13 protein-coding genes are annotated in these 14,255 nt (G+C 66.5%); 5 read left to right on the forward strand and 8 right to left on the reverse strand.

Annotated elements, in window-relative coordinates; translation table 11 throughout:
• Nucleotides 1-26: 26 nt before the first annotated feature.
• Complete coding sequence (locus KSS95_RS12570; protein ID WP_217847431.1) at nt 27-776, forward strand: response regulator; 750 nt, start codon at nt 27-29, stop codon at nt 774-776.
• Nucleotides 773-2,107 (forward strand): ATP-binding protein, encoded by a 1,335-nt coding sequence (locus tag KSS95_RS12575; protein ID WP_217847432.1) that lies wholly within the window; start codon nt 773-775, stop codon nt 2,105-2,107. Before KSS95_RS12570 ends, KSS95_RS12575 begins: the two co-directional genes overlap by 4 nt.
• Nucleotides 2,108-2,111: 4 nt before the next feature.
• Here KSS95_RS12575 and KSS95_RS12580 read toward each other — a convergent pair whose 3' ends face one another.
• From KSS95_RS12580 to KSS95_RS12590, 3 genes are all read right to left on the reverse strand, one after another.
• Entirely contained in the window at nt 2,112-3,419 is a 1,308-nt protein-coding gene (locus tag KSS95_RS12580) for a substrate-binding domain-containing protein (RefSeq protein ID WP_217847433.1), read from the reverse strand.
• 115 nt (nt 3,420-3,534) lie between these two features.
• A complete protein-coding gene (locus tag KSS95_RS12585; RefSeq protein WP_217847434.1) occupies nt 3,535-4,236 on the reverse strand; it encodes a YoaK family protein in 702 nt (233 codons plus the stop codon).
• 133 nt (nt 4,237-4,369) lie between these two features.
• Nucleotides 4,370-4,993 carry a dihydrofolate reductase family protein gene (locus KSS95_RS12590; RefSeq protein ID WP_217847435.1) on the reverse strand — a complete coding sequence of 208 codons (624 nt, stop codon included), beginning with the start codon at nt 4,991-4,993 and terminating at the stop codon, nt 4,370-4,372.
• A 119-nt stretch (nt 4,994-5,112) separates the two neighbouring features.
• Here KSS95_RS12590 and KSS95_RS12595 point away from each other — a divergent pair, with 119 nt between their 5' ends.
• Nucleotides 5,113-5,490 (forward strand): GFA family protein, encoded by a 378-nt coding sequence (locus KSS95_RS12595; RefSeq protein ID WP_217847436.1) that lies wholly within the window; start codon nt 5,113-5,115, stop codon nt 5,488-5,490.
• Nucleotides 5,491-5,567: 77 nt separating this feature from the next.
• Here KSS95_RS12595 and nhaB read toward each other — a convergent pair whose 3' ends face one another.
• Entirely contained in the window at nt 5,568-7,070 is a 1,503-nt protein-coding gene (nhaB, locus tag KSS95_RS12600) for a sodium/proton antiporter NhaB (protein ID WP_217847437.1), read from the reverse strand.
• A 151-nt stretch (nt 7,071-7,221) separates the two neighbouring features.
• Here nhaB and KSS95_RS12605 point away from each other — a divergent pair, with 151 nt between their 5' ends.
• Together KSS95_RS12605 and nudC are read left to right on the forward strand one after the other, a co-directional pair.
• Nucleotides 7,222-8,034 carry a crotonase/enoyl-CoA hydratase family protein gene (locus KSS95_RS12605; protein ID WP_217847438.1) on the forward strand — a complete coding sequence of 271 codons (813 nt, stop codon included), beginning with the start codon at nt 7,222-7,224 and terminating at the stop codon, nt 8,032-8,034.
• Nucleotides 8,035-8,210: 176 nt separating this feature from the next.
• Nucleotides 8,211-9,041, forward strand: coding sequence for an NAD(+) diphosphatase (gene nudC, locus KSS95_RS12610; protein ID WP_217847439.1), 831 nt, complete (start codon nt 8,211-8,213; stop codon nt 9,039-9,041).
• A 997-nt stretch (nt 9,042-10,038) separates the two neighbouring features.
• Here nudC and KSS95_RS12615 read toward each other — a convergent pair.
• The 4 genes from KSS95_RS12615 to KSS95_RS12630 form a co-directional block, all read right to left on the reverse strand.
• A complete protein-coding gene (locus tag KSS95_RS12615; protein WP_217847440.1) occupies nt 10,039-10,812 on the reverse strand; it encodes a TSUP family transporter in 774 nt (257 codons plus the stop codon).
• A gap of 120 nt (nt 10,813-10,932) precedes the next feature.
• A complete protein-coding gene (locus KSS95_RS12620) occupies nt 10,933-12,285 on the reverse strand; it encodes a glutamine synthetase family protein (RefSeq protein ID WP_217847441.1) in 1,353 nt (450 codons plus the stop codon).
• A gap of 10 nt (nt 12,286-12,295) precedes the next feature.
• Nucleotides 12,296-12,847: a helix-turn-helix domain-containing protein gene (locus KSS95_RS12625; RefSeq protein ID WP_217847442.1), complete on the reverse strand. Its 552-nt coding sequence runs from the start codon at nt 12,845-12,847 to the stop codon at nt 12,296-12,298.
• Nucleotides 12,840-14,129 carry an NAD(P)/FAD-dependent oxidoreductase gene (locus tag KSS95_RS12630; RefSeq protein WP_217847443.1) on the reverse strand — a complete coding sequence of 430 codons (1,290 nt, stop codon included), beginning with the start codon at nt 14,127-14,129 and terminating at the stop codon, nt 12,840-12,842. The genes KSS95_RS12625 and KSS95_RS12630 overlap by 8 nt, the downstream gene beginning before the upstream one ends.
• Nucleotides 14,130-14,255: the final 126 nt, after the last annotated feature.

A 14,255-nucleotide genomic window follows, 5' to 3' on the forward strand; every position in this document is an offset into this window, starting at 1 on the left:
TTGAAATAAATGACCTGGGCCAGGCAATGGCGCTAGATTGGCCTTTTTCACCGTGGACCCGAGTGACCGTGAGCCGACTGCTGATCGTCGACGACGATGTGGAAATCCTCGCCTTGCTGAAGAAGTTCTTCGTCCAGCATGGCTATGACGTGGACCTGGCCGCCGAAGGGCAGGCGATGTGGGCGGCGATTGCCGAGCAACGCCCCGATACCCTGATCCTCGACCTGATGCTACCGGGCGAGGGCGGCCTGAGCCTGTGCCAGAAGGTGCGCGCGCAAACCGGCATTCCGATCATCATGCTCACCGCCATGGCCGAGCTCAGCGACCGCATCGTCGGCCTGGAGCTGGGCGCCGACGACTACCTGACCAAGCCGTTCGACCCCCGTGAATTGCTGGCGCGGGTACGCGCCCTGCAACGGCGGGCCAGTGAGCCCAGCGCCCCGCTGGAAGCGGCCCGGCCGCTGATCGGCTTCGCCGGCTGGCAGCTGGACATCACCTGCCGCGAACTGCGCTCGCCCGAGCGGGTGATGATCCCCTTGTCCGGTGCCGAGTTCGACCTGCTGGTGGTGTTTCTCGAGCATCCCCAGCGCATCCTCACCCGCGAGCAACTGATCGACCTGACCCGTGGCCATGGGCATGATGCGTACGATCGCAGCATCGACGTGCAGGTCAGCCGCCTGCGGCGCAAGATCGAGCCGGACAGCAAGCGCCCGGAGCTGATCCGCACCGTGCGCAATGGCGGTTACCTGTTCACCGCCAAGGTCATTCGCCCGTGATCCGCCGCTTGTTGTGGCGCGACACCCTGAGGTGGCGCATCGCCCTGACGATCTTCGCCGCCTTGCTCGCCTCGCTGGCGCTCAACGCGCTGTTCGTCCAGCTCGCCGGCAACTGGGCGCGGCCGCCCATCGAGCGCACCGGGCTGCTCGAGCAGATGGCCGTGACCACCCGGCTGATCGAGGCGGCGCCGGCGCCCTTGCGCGAACGACTGGCCGAGGCGGCCAGCTCGCCGGCGTTGCAGGTGACCTGGCAGGCACAGCGGGCCGGGTTCGCGCTGCCCGGCGCCGGGGCCCAGCTCGACCCGGGCAAGGAGCCGGTATTGCGGGCGTTGTCCGGCACGACCCGGCACATGGAAGTGTTCAACCCCGACAACTGGCCACCCGGCAGCCCCGCTGCGCACTACATGGCGTTGCTGCAGCTGGGCGACGGCAGCTGGCTGGCGTTCGTGCCGCCCGAGCGCAGCTGGGGCCTGAGCCTGCAGGCGCGGCTCGCGGTGATCCTTGGCCTCGGGCTGCTGGCCACCTTGCTGGTGGCCTGGCTCGCCACGCGCCAGCTGGCCAATCCCTTGCAACGCTTCGCCAGCGCCGTGCGGCGTTTCGGTGGCGACCTGCAGGCACCGCCCATCGCCATCGAAGGCCCGGAGGAAATCCGCCAGGCGATCATCGCCTTCAACATCATGCAGGCGCAGATCCAGCACTTCATTCGCGAGCGCACCCACATGCTCGCGGCCATCTCCCACGACTTGCGCGCGCCGCTGACCCGCCTGCGCCTGCGCAGCGAGTTCATGGAGGACCAGGAACTGCAGGCCAAGCTGGTGCGCGATGTCGAGGAAATGCAGAGCATGATCAACGCCGCCCTGGCGTTCTTTCGCGAGGGCACGCAACTGGAGCAGCGCACGGCGTACGACCTGTCGGAGCTGCTGCAGACCATCGTCGACGATTACCGCGACCAGGGGGTTGCCGTGGGCTTCAGCGGCCCGCCGCACCTGGTCCACGATGGCCGCCCGCTGGCGACCAAGCGGGTGATCGTCAACTTGCTGGAAAACGCCGTGAAATATGCCCGGGCCCCACGGATCGCGTTGTACCGTGACGAGCATCGCCTGGTCATCGAGGTCAACGACGAGGGGCCGGGCATTCCCGAGGAGGCGCTGCAACGGGTGTTCGATCCCTTCTTCCGCCTCGAAGGCTCGCGCAACCGCGACACCGGTGGGGTAGGGCTGGGCCTGTCGGCGGCGCGGGCAAGCGTTCGCGAGCAGGGCGGCGAGCTGACCTTGCGCAACCGGGCCGAGGGCGGGTTGCTGGCGCGGGTCGAATTGCCCGAGGGGCGTTGAGCGCTCAGTACACCCAGACCTCGACCCGGCGGTTGCGCTGGCGCCCTTGTTCCAGGTCGTTGCCGGCCACCGGCAGTTCGTCGCCCATGCCGGCCACGGTCTTGACCTGCACCCCTTCGCGGGCCAGTTCGCGGCGCACGGCCATGGCCCGCAGGCGTGACAGCAGGGCGGCGCGGCCCGGGGTGTTCTTGGGGTCGCCGAAGCCCACCAGCACTACCTTGTTGTGCAACTTGCCGGCCTGGCGCAGGTAGTCGCCGACCCGCTGCACATCGCGCAGGGCCTTGTTGTCGAGGCCGGCGCTACCCTCCTGGAAGCGGAAGTTCACGCTCAGGCGCTGGGCCTCGCTGGCCAGGGCGCGGTAGCGCGGTGGCATGTCGGCCTGGCTGGGCACCGGCAGGGCCTTGATCTGCTGCGCGACGAAGCCTTGCTCGGCGACGATGGCCTGGCCCGCCGGGCTCTGGGCGAACTCGGCCAGGGCGCGAGCCTGGGGCTTGGCATTGGCCGGCAGGTAGAAGTACAGCCGGCGCGACAGCGGGTAGTCCTCGCTGGCCACCAGCGCGCGGCTGGGCGCCAGGGCCGGGGCGTCGCCTGCGGCCACCGCCAGCACCTTGGCCCCGTGCACCGTGGCCAGGCTGCTGAAACCGATGGCCTGGCGGTCGGCCTTGACCTGCGCGGCCAGCGCATCGGCTGATTCGAAGCGGCGGGCCTGTTCGGACAGGCTGCGCTGCGCGGGGTCGAGCACCAGCGCCTTGAAGGTTTCGAAAGTGCCGGAGCGGTCGTCGCGGGCGTACAGGTGGATGGCGCCGCCGGCCACGCCCAGTTGCTCCCAGCGCTGGAGTTGGCCGGCAAACACCAGGGCCAGTTGCGCAGTGGTCAACTGCGCCAGCGGGTTGTCCGGGTGCACGATCACCGCCACGCCGTCCAGGCCGATCACTTGCTCGGCGTTGGCGCTGCGCAGGTTGCCCAGGGCCTCAAGCTGCAGCGCTTCGCGGTCACTGATGGGGCGCGAGGCGGCGGCCAGGTCGGCATCGCCCTTGGCCAGGGCAATGAAGCCGGTGCTTGAACCATGGGCGGCGATGTCGATGCGCAGTGGCTGGCCGTTGCGATCGTGGGCACGGATCTGGGTTTCGTTGGCCAGGGTGCCGGGCAGGGTTTCGATGGCGCTGGCCCCTTGGGCCTGGAGCAGGCCACGGACCAGCGCCGGGGCGAGGGCGGCGCCAATGGTGTTGGAGCCCTGCAGGCGCAGTTGCGCAGGCTCGGCCCAGGCCAGGGCTGGCAGCAGGCACAGCAGGAAGCAGAGCAGGCGAGGCATGCCGGTGACCTTTGCCACGGAGGTGCGCTGCAGATTACGACAGTTGCATGACGGTGGCGTGACAGCCGGGTTGGGCATTGCTGCGGGGACGCCTACCCGCCCCACAAAACCCCGCTCAACGTGGCATGTAGCCCAACTGCCATGCCCGCGGCACGAACAGCGTCACCAACGCCAGCACACACGCCAGCGCGCTGCTGGCCGCCAGCGCCAGCAAGCCCAGGCGCAGCTCCAGCCAGGCGCCCAGCGCCGCCCCCAGCAACATGCCGCTCCACGGCACCAGCTGGACCCGCCAGCCATGGCGCCGCTCGCCCAGCAGCCAGCGCCCCAGGCCCCGGCCAAAGCGCGACAGCGCCCCGGTGACGTAGGTCAGCCCGATGGGCAGGCCGTTCACCTGCTCGACCACGGCATTGAGCATGCCCATGGCCAGGATCGCCGCCACCAGCGCCGGCAGCGACAGGGGCAAGGGCCAGGCCGCGGCGCCGGCCAGCAGGGCGGCGACCACCAGCAACAGCGGCGAGGCACGCCGACCGAAGCGCCGGGCCAGCAGCACGCCCAGGGCGTTGCCCAGCACGAAACTCAGGATCGCCAGGGCCAGGCGCGCCATCAGCGCCAGGTCCGCCTGGCTGATCGCCACCGCCAGGCGCGTGGTGTTGCCGCTCATGAACGAAACGAAGTCGCCCAGCGCCAGCAGGCCGATGGCATCGGTCATTCCCGCCAGCACCGACAAGCCCGCCACCAGCCCCAGGCCGACCCGCCCGCGCAAGATTTGCAGCCTGGCCCGGCGGGCGCTGTGCAGGGAAGGGGCGGTGGGCAACATGGGCAGGGTCTCCGTGATCGGGACCTCGATGGTATACCCGCAGTCAGGCCCGGCGCATGACCTTGCGCATGACCACCCAGGGCAGTTCGAGCCCGAACGGCGCGCGGTAGCTCGCGGCGACCTTCACGGCTGGTCAAACCTCCTCGAACGTGCCGGTACGCACCGCGCCACTGCGCTGGTAGCGGGTAATCAGCACGCCGCTGGGCGAGGCGGCGGACTCCACCAGGGTGAACGCCGCGGCCTCGGCGTCATCGCCGAACAGGCGCTTGCCGCGGCCGAGCAGCAGCGGGTGGACCAGCAGGTACAGTTCGTCCACCAGCCCGGCGGCCAATAGCTGGCGCACCAGTTCGCCGCTGCCCTGGGTCAGCAGTGGTGGGCCGTCTTGCTGCTTGAGCGCTTGCACCGCCTTGGCTACATCGGTGCCAAGGGCATGGCTGTTGTGCCAGCCGACCGAGCCGGGGTGGTGGGTGGCGACGTGCTTGGCCACGCCATTGAGCAGGTCGGCCATGGGCCGGTTTTCCGAGTCGGCCCTGACCTGTGGCCAGTAGCCGGCGAAGATGTCGTAGGTGCGCCGTCCCAGCAACAGTTCGAAGGGTTGGCTGAACAGGGCTTGCATCGCCTGGCCGAAGACCTCGTCGGCGTAGGGCGGCAGCCAGCCGCCGTGGCTGAAGCCGCCGCTGGTGTCTTCCTGCGGGCCGCCGGGGGCCTGCATGACGCCGTCCAGGGTGATGAAGGCGGCAACGATGAGCTTGCGCATGGGGAGTGCTCCGCGGGTGGATGTGCTGGGTAGTCGAACGGCGCGCGCTGGAATCGACAGGAACCTTGAACGATAGCCTGGGCTCAACCGTTGCACGGGACAGACGCAGGAGGTGGACGATGGACAAGGTGACAGGGCGCTGCCTGTGTGGGCAGCTACGCATCGAGGCGCGCGGCGAGCCACGGCGGGTCGGGCTGTGCCATTGCCTGGACTGTCGCAAGCACCATGGCGCGTTGTTCGGCGCTTCGGCGATGTTCGCCGAGGATGCTGTGCAGGTCACCGGCGAGGCGACGGCCTATGCGGGCAGGCACTTTTGCCCGCGGTGCGGGTCGTCGGTGTTCGCCCGCAGCGGCGATGAAGTGGAGGTGCACCTTGGCGCGCTGGATGAGCCGAACCGCTTCAGGCCGACCTACGAGCTGTGGGTGATACGGCGGGAGGCCTGGTTGCCGGCGTTTGCCGGCATGACGCGGTTCGAGCGCGACCGGCCGGCCCGGTAGGCGCCAGCTCGCTGGCGAACCAGGCGACTCGGTGGATGGCACCGGCCATGCCGGTGTCGGCAGGCCCAGGGCGGGCGTTACAGCCAGTAAGTCACCGCCCACCAACCCAGGCCACCCATGACCACGGTATAGGGCAAGGCCATCCACACCATCCGCCCGTACGACAGGCGAATCAGCGGCGCGATCGCCGAGGTCAGCAGGAACAGGAACGCGGCCTGGCCATTGGGCGTAGCCACGCTCGGCAGGTTGGTGCCGGTGTTGATGGCCACCGCCAGGGTCTCGAAGTGCTCGCGGCTCATGGCGCCGTTGACGAACGCCTGCTTGACCTCGGTGATGTAGATGGTGGCGACGAACACGTTGTCGCTGATCGCCGACAGCAGGCCGTTGGCCAGGTACAGCATGCCCGGCTGCTGCTCGCTGGGCAGCGCCAGCACCCAGGCGATCAGCGGGCTGAACAGCTGCTGCTGGTGGATCACCGCGACCACCGCGAAAAACACCACCAGCAGCGCGGTGAACGGCATGGCGTCCTGGAACGCACGGCCCAGGCGGTGCTCGTCGGTGATGCCGGTGAAGGCGGTGATCAGCACGATCACCAACAGGCCGATCAGCCCGACCTCGGCGATGTGCAGGCCCAGGCAGACGATCAGGATCAGCGCGGCCAAGCCCTGCACCACCAGGGCCACGCGCTGGGCCTGGGTGCGCGCGGCATCGTCCTCGGCGGCGTAGGCGGCCAGCACCTGGCGCACCGGCTCGGGCATCAGCGTGCCGTAGCCGAACAGGCGCAGCTTTTCCAGCAGTACGCAGGTGACCAGGCCCGCGGCCAGGACCGGCATCGACACCGGGGCGACCTGGTGGAAGAACTCGGCGAAGTGCCAACCCATCTCGTGGCCGATCAGCAGGTTCTGTGGTTCGCCCACCAGGGTGCACACGCCACCCAGCGCCGTGCCCACCGCGCCGTGCATCAGCAGGCTGCGCAGGAAGGCACGGAACTGCTCGAGGTCTTCACGGTGCAACTGGGGGATGTGCTGGTCGCTGTCCAGCGCGCTGTCTTCGCGTGGGTTGCTGCCGGAGGCGACGCGGTGGTACACGGCGTAGAAGCCCACCGCCGCGCTGATGATCACCGCGGTCACGGTCAGGGCGTCGAGGAACGCCGACAGAAACGCCGACAGCACGCAGAACAGCAGGGCCAGCATGGCCTTGCTGCGCACGCCGAGGAGGATCCGCGAGAACAGGTACAGCAGCAGCTCCTTCATGAAGTGGATGCCGGCGACCATGAACATCAGCAGCAGGATCACCGGGAAGTTGTGCTGCAGCTCTTGGTACAGGGCCTCGGGCGTGGTCATGCGCAGCGCCAGCGCCTCCACCAGCAGCAGGCCACCGGGCATCAACGGGTAGCACTTGAGCGCCATGCCGAGGGTGAAAATGAATTCGATCACCAGCACCCAGCCGGTGACGACCGGGCCGAGGGTCGCCAGCAGCAACGGGTTGAGGAGCAGGAACAGGCAGATGACGGCCTTGTACCAACGCGGCGACTGGCCCAGGAAGCTATGGGCGAGGGCGCCGGTCAGGGAACGGGACATGAATTTGTATCCTTTTGATTCAGCAGTGGCGCAAGGTGCCCCATCAGGGCGCGGGGTGCAAGGGATCCAGTCCCGCTTTTGGCACATGCGCGGCCTTGCGGGTGCGCTAAGATCCTGTCTCGTGAATCCTTTCCCCAATGGAGTGCCGTCCGTGACCGAATACACCGCGTTCAAGGTTGAACTGACCGACAACATCGCCCACGTACAGATCAACCGCCCGGAAAAGATCAACGCCATGAACGCTGCGTTCTGGGAGGAAATTGTCGAGATCTTCCAGTGGATCGACGACACCGATGCGGTGCGCGCGGTGGTGATCAGCGGCGCTGGCAAGCATTTCTCCTCGGGCATCGACCTGATGATGCTGGCCTCCCTGGCCCAGCAACTGGGCAAGGACACCGGCCGTAACGCCCGGGTGCTGCGGCGTACCATCTTGCGTCTGCAACGTTCGTTCAACGCCGTGGACAACTGCCGCAAGCCGGTGCTGGCGGCGATCCAGGGCTACTGCATCGGCGGCGCGATCGACCTGATTTCGGCGTGTGACATGCGTTATTGTGCCGGCGATGCGCAGTTCTCGATCAAGGAAATCGACATGGGCATGGCTGCCGATGTCGGTACCTTGCAACGTTTGCCGCGTATCATCGGCGACGGCATCCTGCGCGAGCTGGCGTTCACCGGGCGCATGGTCGATGCCCAGGAGGCGTTGCGCATTGGCCTGGTCAACCGCGTCTATGATGACCAGGCGGCGCTGTTGGACGGGGTCTTTGCCATCGCCCGCGAGATTGCCGCAAAATCGCCGATCGCCGTGGCCGGCACCAAGGAGATGCTCAGCTACATGCGCGACCATCGCATCGACGATGGCCTGGAGTACATCGCCACCTGGAACGCCGCCATGCTGCAGTCCGAAGACCTGCGGGTGGCCGTGGCCGCCCACATGAGCAAACAGCAACCGACGTTCGCCGACTGACCGGGTTGGCGGGCGCCTTTTAGGCTCTGTACGAAAAGCCTTGATACTCGTTCATGCTGCGTTGAAAACCGCCTAGCAATGCTCATGTACTCCAGTACACTGCGCTTGCTCGGCTGTTTTCGCCTTGCCTGACCTTCGTCTGAAGACTGTTCATACAGAGCCTAGGAACCCGAACCATGTCAGCACGCTGGACAACCGCAGTACTCGACCCGCAGATCACCGGGGGGCTGGCCGTCGCCCGTAGCCCGGAAGGGTTCCTGATGGACGGCAACGGCGCGCTGTTCCCCCGCGACTGGCTCAAGCGCCAGGATCTCGATGTGCTGTGCGAGCATGGCATCGGTCGCTTCGACGGCCAACCGGTGTTCCTGCTCGAACTGCGCGGCGCCAGCGAAGTGCCGGGTTGTGCCTGGCAGGGGCTGCGTCGGTTCATGCTCGAAGGTGACTTCGACACCTACAGGGTGCTGGGTTATGCCGCGCAGATTGGCACTTGGGCGCGTGAGCATCGCTTTTGCGGCAGCTGCGGCCAGGCGATGACCCAGATTCGCTGGGAGCGGGCGATGTACTGCCAGGCCTGCGACTTGCGCAGCTACCCGCGTATTTCGCCGAGCATGATCGTGCTCATCACCCGCGGCGACGAGGTGCTGCTGGCGCGTTCGCCGCGCTTTGTCAGCGGGGTCTACAGCACCCTGGCCGGCTTTGCCGAGCCGGGTGAGTCGGCGGAGGAGTGCCTGGTGCGCGAGGTGCGTGAAGAGGTGGCGGTGGAGGTGAAGAACATTCAGTACGTTGGCAGTCAGTGCTGGCCGTTTCCGCATTCGATGATGCTTGGGTTTCATGCTGAGTATGCGGGGGGGGAGATTGTCATGCAGGCGGATGAGATCGAGGATGCGCAGTGGTTCAGTGTTCACGACTTGCCGCCGTTGCCGGCGGGGCGGTCGATTGCGCGGTATCTGATCGATCTGTATGTGGCGCGGCGGTTGGGGTTGGTGGAGCCTGTTTTGCCTGCCTGATGCTGGTTTGCTTTGATGGTTGGTGGTTTTGATGGGAGCGCGCATTCATTTGCGATGTAGACGCGTAGTCAATGAATGCGTATATAACTTTCAAAATCCACGCTCTGGAAGTCAAAGTCAAAGTCAAAGTCAAAGTCAAAGTCAAAGTCAAAGTCAAAGTCAAAGTCAAAGTCAAAGACGGTTGGCGTGGGTTTTTTCAGTTGTAAGTGCATACATTGGCTATGTCGACGCACAATCACCTTTCCGCCCTTACGGCGGGTTACTTTGGTCGTGGCCAAAGTAACCAAAGCCGTGGCGCTCCATTCATCCGGCCCCTACGCTTCGCTCCGGGGTTCCCTCACTCCGGCCTTGCTCCCGGGAGGACCGCGCTGTAGGGCCCATCCTGGGCCCCAGCGCTTGACGGGCATCCATGCCCGTCACCTCCCTTCGCAAGGCCTGCGTTCGGCCTCCTGAAGTCGCGAAGTTACGGGCGGCGCCTGCACTGGCGCAGCTAGTCGCTAGTTGAATCAGTGGGAACTCCGGATCGCATTGCGGAGCATCGCAACAAACAACACATTTCCAACTAACAAACCAAAAATCTCTGCTCTTGATCTGCTCTTGATCTGCTCTTGATCTGCTCTTGATCTGCTCTTGATTTTGCTTCTAAGCGCGCGATAGTTCAGGCGCCGCCAATTGCGACTTCAGGAGGCCGAGTGGAGTTCTTGCGTAGTGGGGCGACGGCCATGGATGGCCGTCGAGCGCTGCGCCCCAGGATGGGGCGTACAGCGCGGTCCCCACGGGAGCAAGAACGGAGCGAGGGAACCCCGGAGCGAAGCGTAGGGGCCGGATGAATGGAGCGAGCGGTTTTTGCCTACTTTTGCCCGCGTGCAAAAGTAGGTCGCCGTAAGGGCGAAAAGGTGACTGTGCGTCGACATAGCCAATGAATGCGCATACAAGAATCAAAACAATCACTGCAGATCCAGATCCAGATCCAGATCCAGATCCAGATCCAGACCCGCTACCCAACCCAATGCTGCCAAACCAACCGCACCGTCAACGCCAGCACCACCGCAATAAACACCGGTCGAATAAACTTGCTCCCCCCGCTAATCGCCGTCCGCGCCCCGAAAAACGCCCCGACCATGACCGAAAGCCCCATGCACAGCCCGACGATGTAATCCACCTGCCCGGAAATGACAAACACCGTCAGCGCCGCGATATTGCTGACGAAGTTCATGCTGCGCGCCACGCCACTGGCCCGGACCAGGTCGATGGGATACAGCAGCAGGGTGCTGACGGTCCAGAACGCACCCGTGCCAGGCCCGGCGACGCCGTCGTAGAAGCCCAAGGTGAAACCCTGGGGGAACTGCCATTTCTTGCTGATCGGCGCGTCGGCGTCCAGCGGCGCCTTGGGCGTACCACCGAACAGCAGGTAAACCCCGCAGGCGAAGACGATCACCGGCAGCATCTTGTTCAACCACTCGGCAGGCATGTAGTGGGCGATCACCGCGCCGAGCAGCGCGCCCACCAGGGTGGCCAATAGCGCCGGGCGCCACTGGGCCGGGTGGAACAGCTTGCGCCGGTAATAAGTGAAACCGGCAGTGGCCGAGCCGAAGGTGGAACTGAGCTTGTTGGTGCCCAGCACCAGGTGCGGCGGCATGCCGGCGGTGAGCAGCGCCGGCGTGGTCAGCAAGCCGCCGCCGCCGGCAATGGCATCGATGAAACCGGCGACGAAGGCGACCAGGGCGAGGATCAGCAGGGTGAGCGGTTCTACAGTGAGTTCGAAGGGCATGGGATAGAGGGCTTGGCGGCAGAGGGCGACAAAAGGTCGCACGCAGGGAGCGCCATGGTAATCCTCAGTGGTATGGGTTGCCAGCTCTGGCGCCTGGCAGCCCACCCCGCGTGCGGGCGGTCAGAGGAACCAGCGGTACTCCCGCGCACTGACCTCCTGCAGGAACGCCAGGTGGTCCTGGCGCTTGTTCTCGCAGTACACCATCACGAACTCCTCTCCCAAGCCTTCGTTCACTGCCGGGTGCCCGCGCATGGCCGCCACCGCGCCGAGCATGTCCTTGGGGAAGTCGATGCCGCTGCCACGGTTTTCGTTCAATGGCGCGATCGGCTCCTGGCCGGCCTCCAGGCCATGCTCCATGCCACAGAGAATCGCCGCCAGCACCAGGTACGGGTTGGCGTCGGCGCCGGCCAGGCGGTGCTCGATCCGCAGGTTGCGCGGGTCCGACTCGGGGATGCGAATGCACGCGTCGCGGTCCTCGAAGCCCCAACTGGCCCGGCTGGCGGCATTGACCATGGCGCCATAGCGGCGAAACGCGTTGTGGTTGGCGGCAAATACCGGCATGCAGTGCGGCAGCAGCGCCAGGCAGCCAGTCACGGCATGGCGCAGCGGGCGCTGGCCGTCGGCGGCCAGCAGATTGTTGCCGGCCGCGTCATAAAGGCTGACATGCACGTGCATGCCGCTACCCGGCGCCTGCAGGTACGGCTTGCTCATGAACGAGGCGCGCAAGCCATGCTTGAGCGCCACGCCGCGGGTGCTGCGGCAGAACAGCGCGGCCCAGTCGGCGGCGCGCAGGCCATCGTCGCAATGGCCGAAGTTGATCTCGAACTGGCCCGGGCCCAGTTCGGCGCTGATGACATTGGCGTCGATCCCCTGCCGGTTGGCGCTCTCGACCATTTCGCGCAGCACGTCGGAGAACCGCGACAGGCGTTCGATGTGCATGTTCGGCTGGTCGTCGGCGTCATTGCTGAACGGGTCGTGGGGGAACTGCGGCAGGCCGTCCTTGAGCGCGCGGTCAAATAGATAGAACTCCAGCTCGAACGCCACCACCGGGCGCATGCCGCGTCGCTCGAGGCGCCGCAGCACGCGGGCGAGCACTTCCCGTGGCTCGAACGCGATGGGGGCGGCGGTGCCGTCCGAGGTGATCAGCATCTGCCCCAGCGGTTCGCGCTCCCAAGTCACCAGTTTGAGCGTGCCGGGCACCAGGCGCCTGAAGGCATCGGGGTCGCCGTCGTTGAAGCAGTAGTCGCCAATCGGGAACAGACCGCCCTGGGCGCCGAGCAGCACGCAGTTCTGCGGCAACTTCAGCGGGCTGCCGGCGGCGACCTTGGCCAGCATCTCGATAGGGTAGCGCTTGCCGTAGAAGTGCCCGGGGATGTCCAGGCTGATCAGGTCGACATAGCGCACTTCGGGGTGTTGCTGGCGGAACGCGCGGATTTCGCTGGGCAAGTCGGCAAAGCCGGTGGTGCTGGTCATGGTCGTGCTCTCAACGGAAGACCCAGAGAACCCGGGTCGGCTGTTCGGTCAGGTTGGCGTAGCGGAACTGGCTGTGCGGCGGCAGTTGAAAACTGTCGTTTGGCCCCAGGGTGACGGCGCCTTCGTGGCCTTCGCGCCACAAGGTCAGTTCGCCCTCGAGGACGAACCCCCCTTGCTCCGAGCTGTCGTCCAGGTGCCCGTCGCCACTGCTGGCACCTGGCGCCAGGTGACTTTCGAGCATGGCGAAGCGGCCATTGAGGGTAGGCGAGACCAGCACATCGGTAACCCCGGCGGCGTAGTACAGGGTGCGCCGCTCACCGGGGCGGGTGACCCAGTCGAGCTCGCGTGGCGGCACGGCCTGGTAGAAGTAGGTGGTGGGCACTTGCAGCGCTTCGCTGATGGCGGTGAGGTCGGCCACGGTCGGGCGCGACAGGCCCCGCTCGACCTGGGAGAGGAAACCCAGCGAGCGCTTGACCCGGCTGGCCAGTTCATCGAGGGTCAGGCCACGGTGCTTGCGCAGGTCGCGCACCTGGCGGGCGAGGGCCTGGATATCGTCAGACATGGTCGCGCATCCTGTACCAGGCCTTGGCCGCGGCCTCCAGGGGCGCGGCCAGCAGCTCGCCGCCGGGGAAGCGGCCGTTATCGATGCCTTGGTACAGCGTCAGCAGCGCATCGTCGCCGAGGATCGCGTCGCTGACCGCCCGCGCCCCGGCCAGGGTCGGCAGCACGCCATGGCCGGAAAAACCTTGCAGCCAGTAGCGCTGGCCCTGGCGGCCGATGTCGGGCGTGCGCTGGATGCTGCAGTCGATGTGCCCGCCCCAGGCATGCTCGATGGCCACCCCGCGCAACTGCGGGAAGACCCGCTCCAGGTACGGCCGGGTGGCGCCGGCGACATCCTTGGGGATCCCGCCCAGGTAGGTGCAACCGCCGCCGAACAGCAGGCGGTGGTCGGGGGTGAGGCGAAAGTAGTCAGGAACGAACTGGTTGTCGATCACGCAACTGTTGCGCGGTAGCAGCGAGGCGGCGAAGTCTGGCGCCAGCGGCGCGGTGGCCACCTGGTAGGCGCCCACCGGCAGCAGGCGCCGTGACAGGTCGCGGTCCAGGCGGTCGATATAGGCATTGCAGGCCAGTACCACCACGCTGCTGCGTACCTCGCCCTTGGCGGTGCGGGCGAGAAAGCCGTCGCGGTGCGCGTGGTAGTCGAGCACCTGGCTTTGTTCGAAGATCTGCCCGCCGGCCGCCTCGATGGCGTTGGCCAGGCCCTGGGCCAGCTTCAGCGGGTTGAGATGGGCGCCGTTGGGATCGAGCAGGGCGGCCTGGTAGCGGGGGCTGTCGATCCATTCGGGCAGCTCGTCGCGCGCGATCAGCCGCAAGCTGTCGTAGCCGAGCTTGTCGGCGGCTTCCTGGCGGGCCTGCTCCAGCAGCTTCACCCGGCGCGGCAGCACCGCGGCCCACAGGCTGCCGAGGCGGTAGTCGATGTCGAAACCGTGGCGCCGGGGGAGCTCGCGCATTTCCTCGGCGGCCCAGCACATGCTGTCCCACAGCTGCCGACTGCGTTCCAGGCCCAGGGCCTTTTCCAGTGGTGGCAGGTCACATGACCAGCCCAGCAGCGCCTGGCCACCGTTGCGTCCGGAGGCGGCCCAGGCCACCCGGCTGGCTTCCAGCAAGGTCACGCGTTTGCCGGCCAGGGCCAGGCGCAGGGCAGTGTGCAGGCCGCTGAAGCCGGCGCCGACGATCAGCACCTCGGTGTCGTGGCGGGTTTGCAGGGTCGGGCGCAGGGGGAGGGGCGTGGGGTGGGTGAGGGCGTAGTAGCTGGCGACGTGCTGGGCGGATTGCTTGAACATGCCGGGGCCTCGTGAAATTTTTTATGATTATTTTCATGAAAAAATAGCAGAGGATTTTCATTGCGCCAGTCTTTATGGGCGCCACTGCTTGGCGGGAAGGTCAGTGTTTACACGTTTTCCTGTGAG

This window comes from Pseudomonas muyukensis (genome assembly GCF_019139535.1).
Lineage (GTDB): Bacteria > Pseudomonadota > Gammaproteobacteria > Pseudomonadales > Pseudomonadaceae > Aquipseudomonas > Aquipseudomonas muyukensis.

Bases quoted from the DNA above. Each gene is read 5' to 3' on its own strand.
- KSS95_RS12585 (WP_217847434.1), bottom strand. From the start codon at position 4,236: ATGTTGCCCACCGCCCCTTCCCTGCACAGCGCCCGCCGGGCCAGGCTG.
- KSS95_RS12615 (WP_217847440.1), bottom strand. From the start codon at position 10,812: ATGCCCTTCGAACTCACTGTAGAACCGCTCACCCTGCTGATCCTCGCC.
- KSS95_RS12595 (WP_217847436.1), top strand. From the start codon at position 5,113: ATGGACAAGGTGACAGGGCGCTGCCTGTGTGGGCAGCTACGCATCGAG.
- KSS95_RS12625 (WP_217847442.1), bottom strand. From the start codon at position 12,847: ATGTCTGACGATATCCAGGCCCTCGCCCGCCAGGTGCGCGACCTGCGC.
- KSS95_RS12620 (WP_217847441.1), bottom strand. From the start codon at position 12,285: ATGACCAGCACCACCGGCTTTGCCGACTTGCCCAGCGAAATCCGCGCG.
- KSS95_RS12580 (WP_217847433.1), bottom strand. From the start codon at position 3,419: ATGCCTCGCCTGCTCTGCTTCCTGCTGTGCCTGCTGCCAGCCCTGGCC.
- KSS95_RS12630 (WP_217847443.1), bottom strand. From the start codon at position 14,129: ATGTTCAAGCAATCCGCCCAGCACGTCGCCAGCTACTACGCCCTCACC.
- nhaB (WP_217847437.1), bottom strand. From the start codon at position 7,070: ATGTCCCGTTCCCTGACCGGCGCCCTCGCCCATAGCTTCCTGGGCCAG.
- KSS95_RS12590 (WP_217847435.1), bottom strand. From the start codon at position 4,993: ATGCGCAAGCTCATCGTTGCCGCCTTCATCACCCTGGACGGCGTCATG.
- nudC (WP_217847439.1), top strand. From the start codon at position 8,211: ATGTCAGCACGCTGGACAACCGCAGTACTCGACCCGCAGATCACCGGG.
- KSS95_RS12570 (WP_217847431.1), top strand. From the start codon at position 27: ATGGCGCTAGATTGGCCTTTTTCACCGTGGACCCGAGTGACCGTGAGC.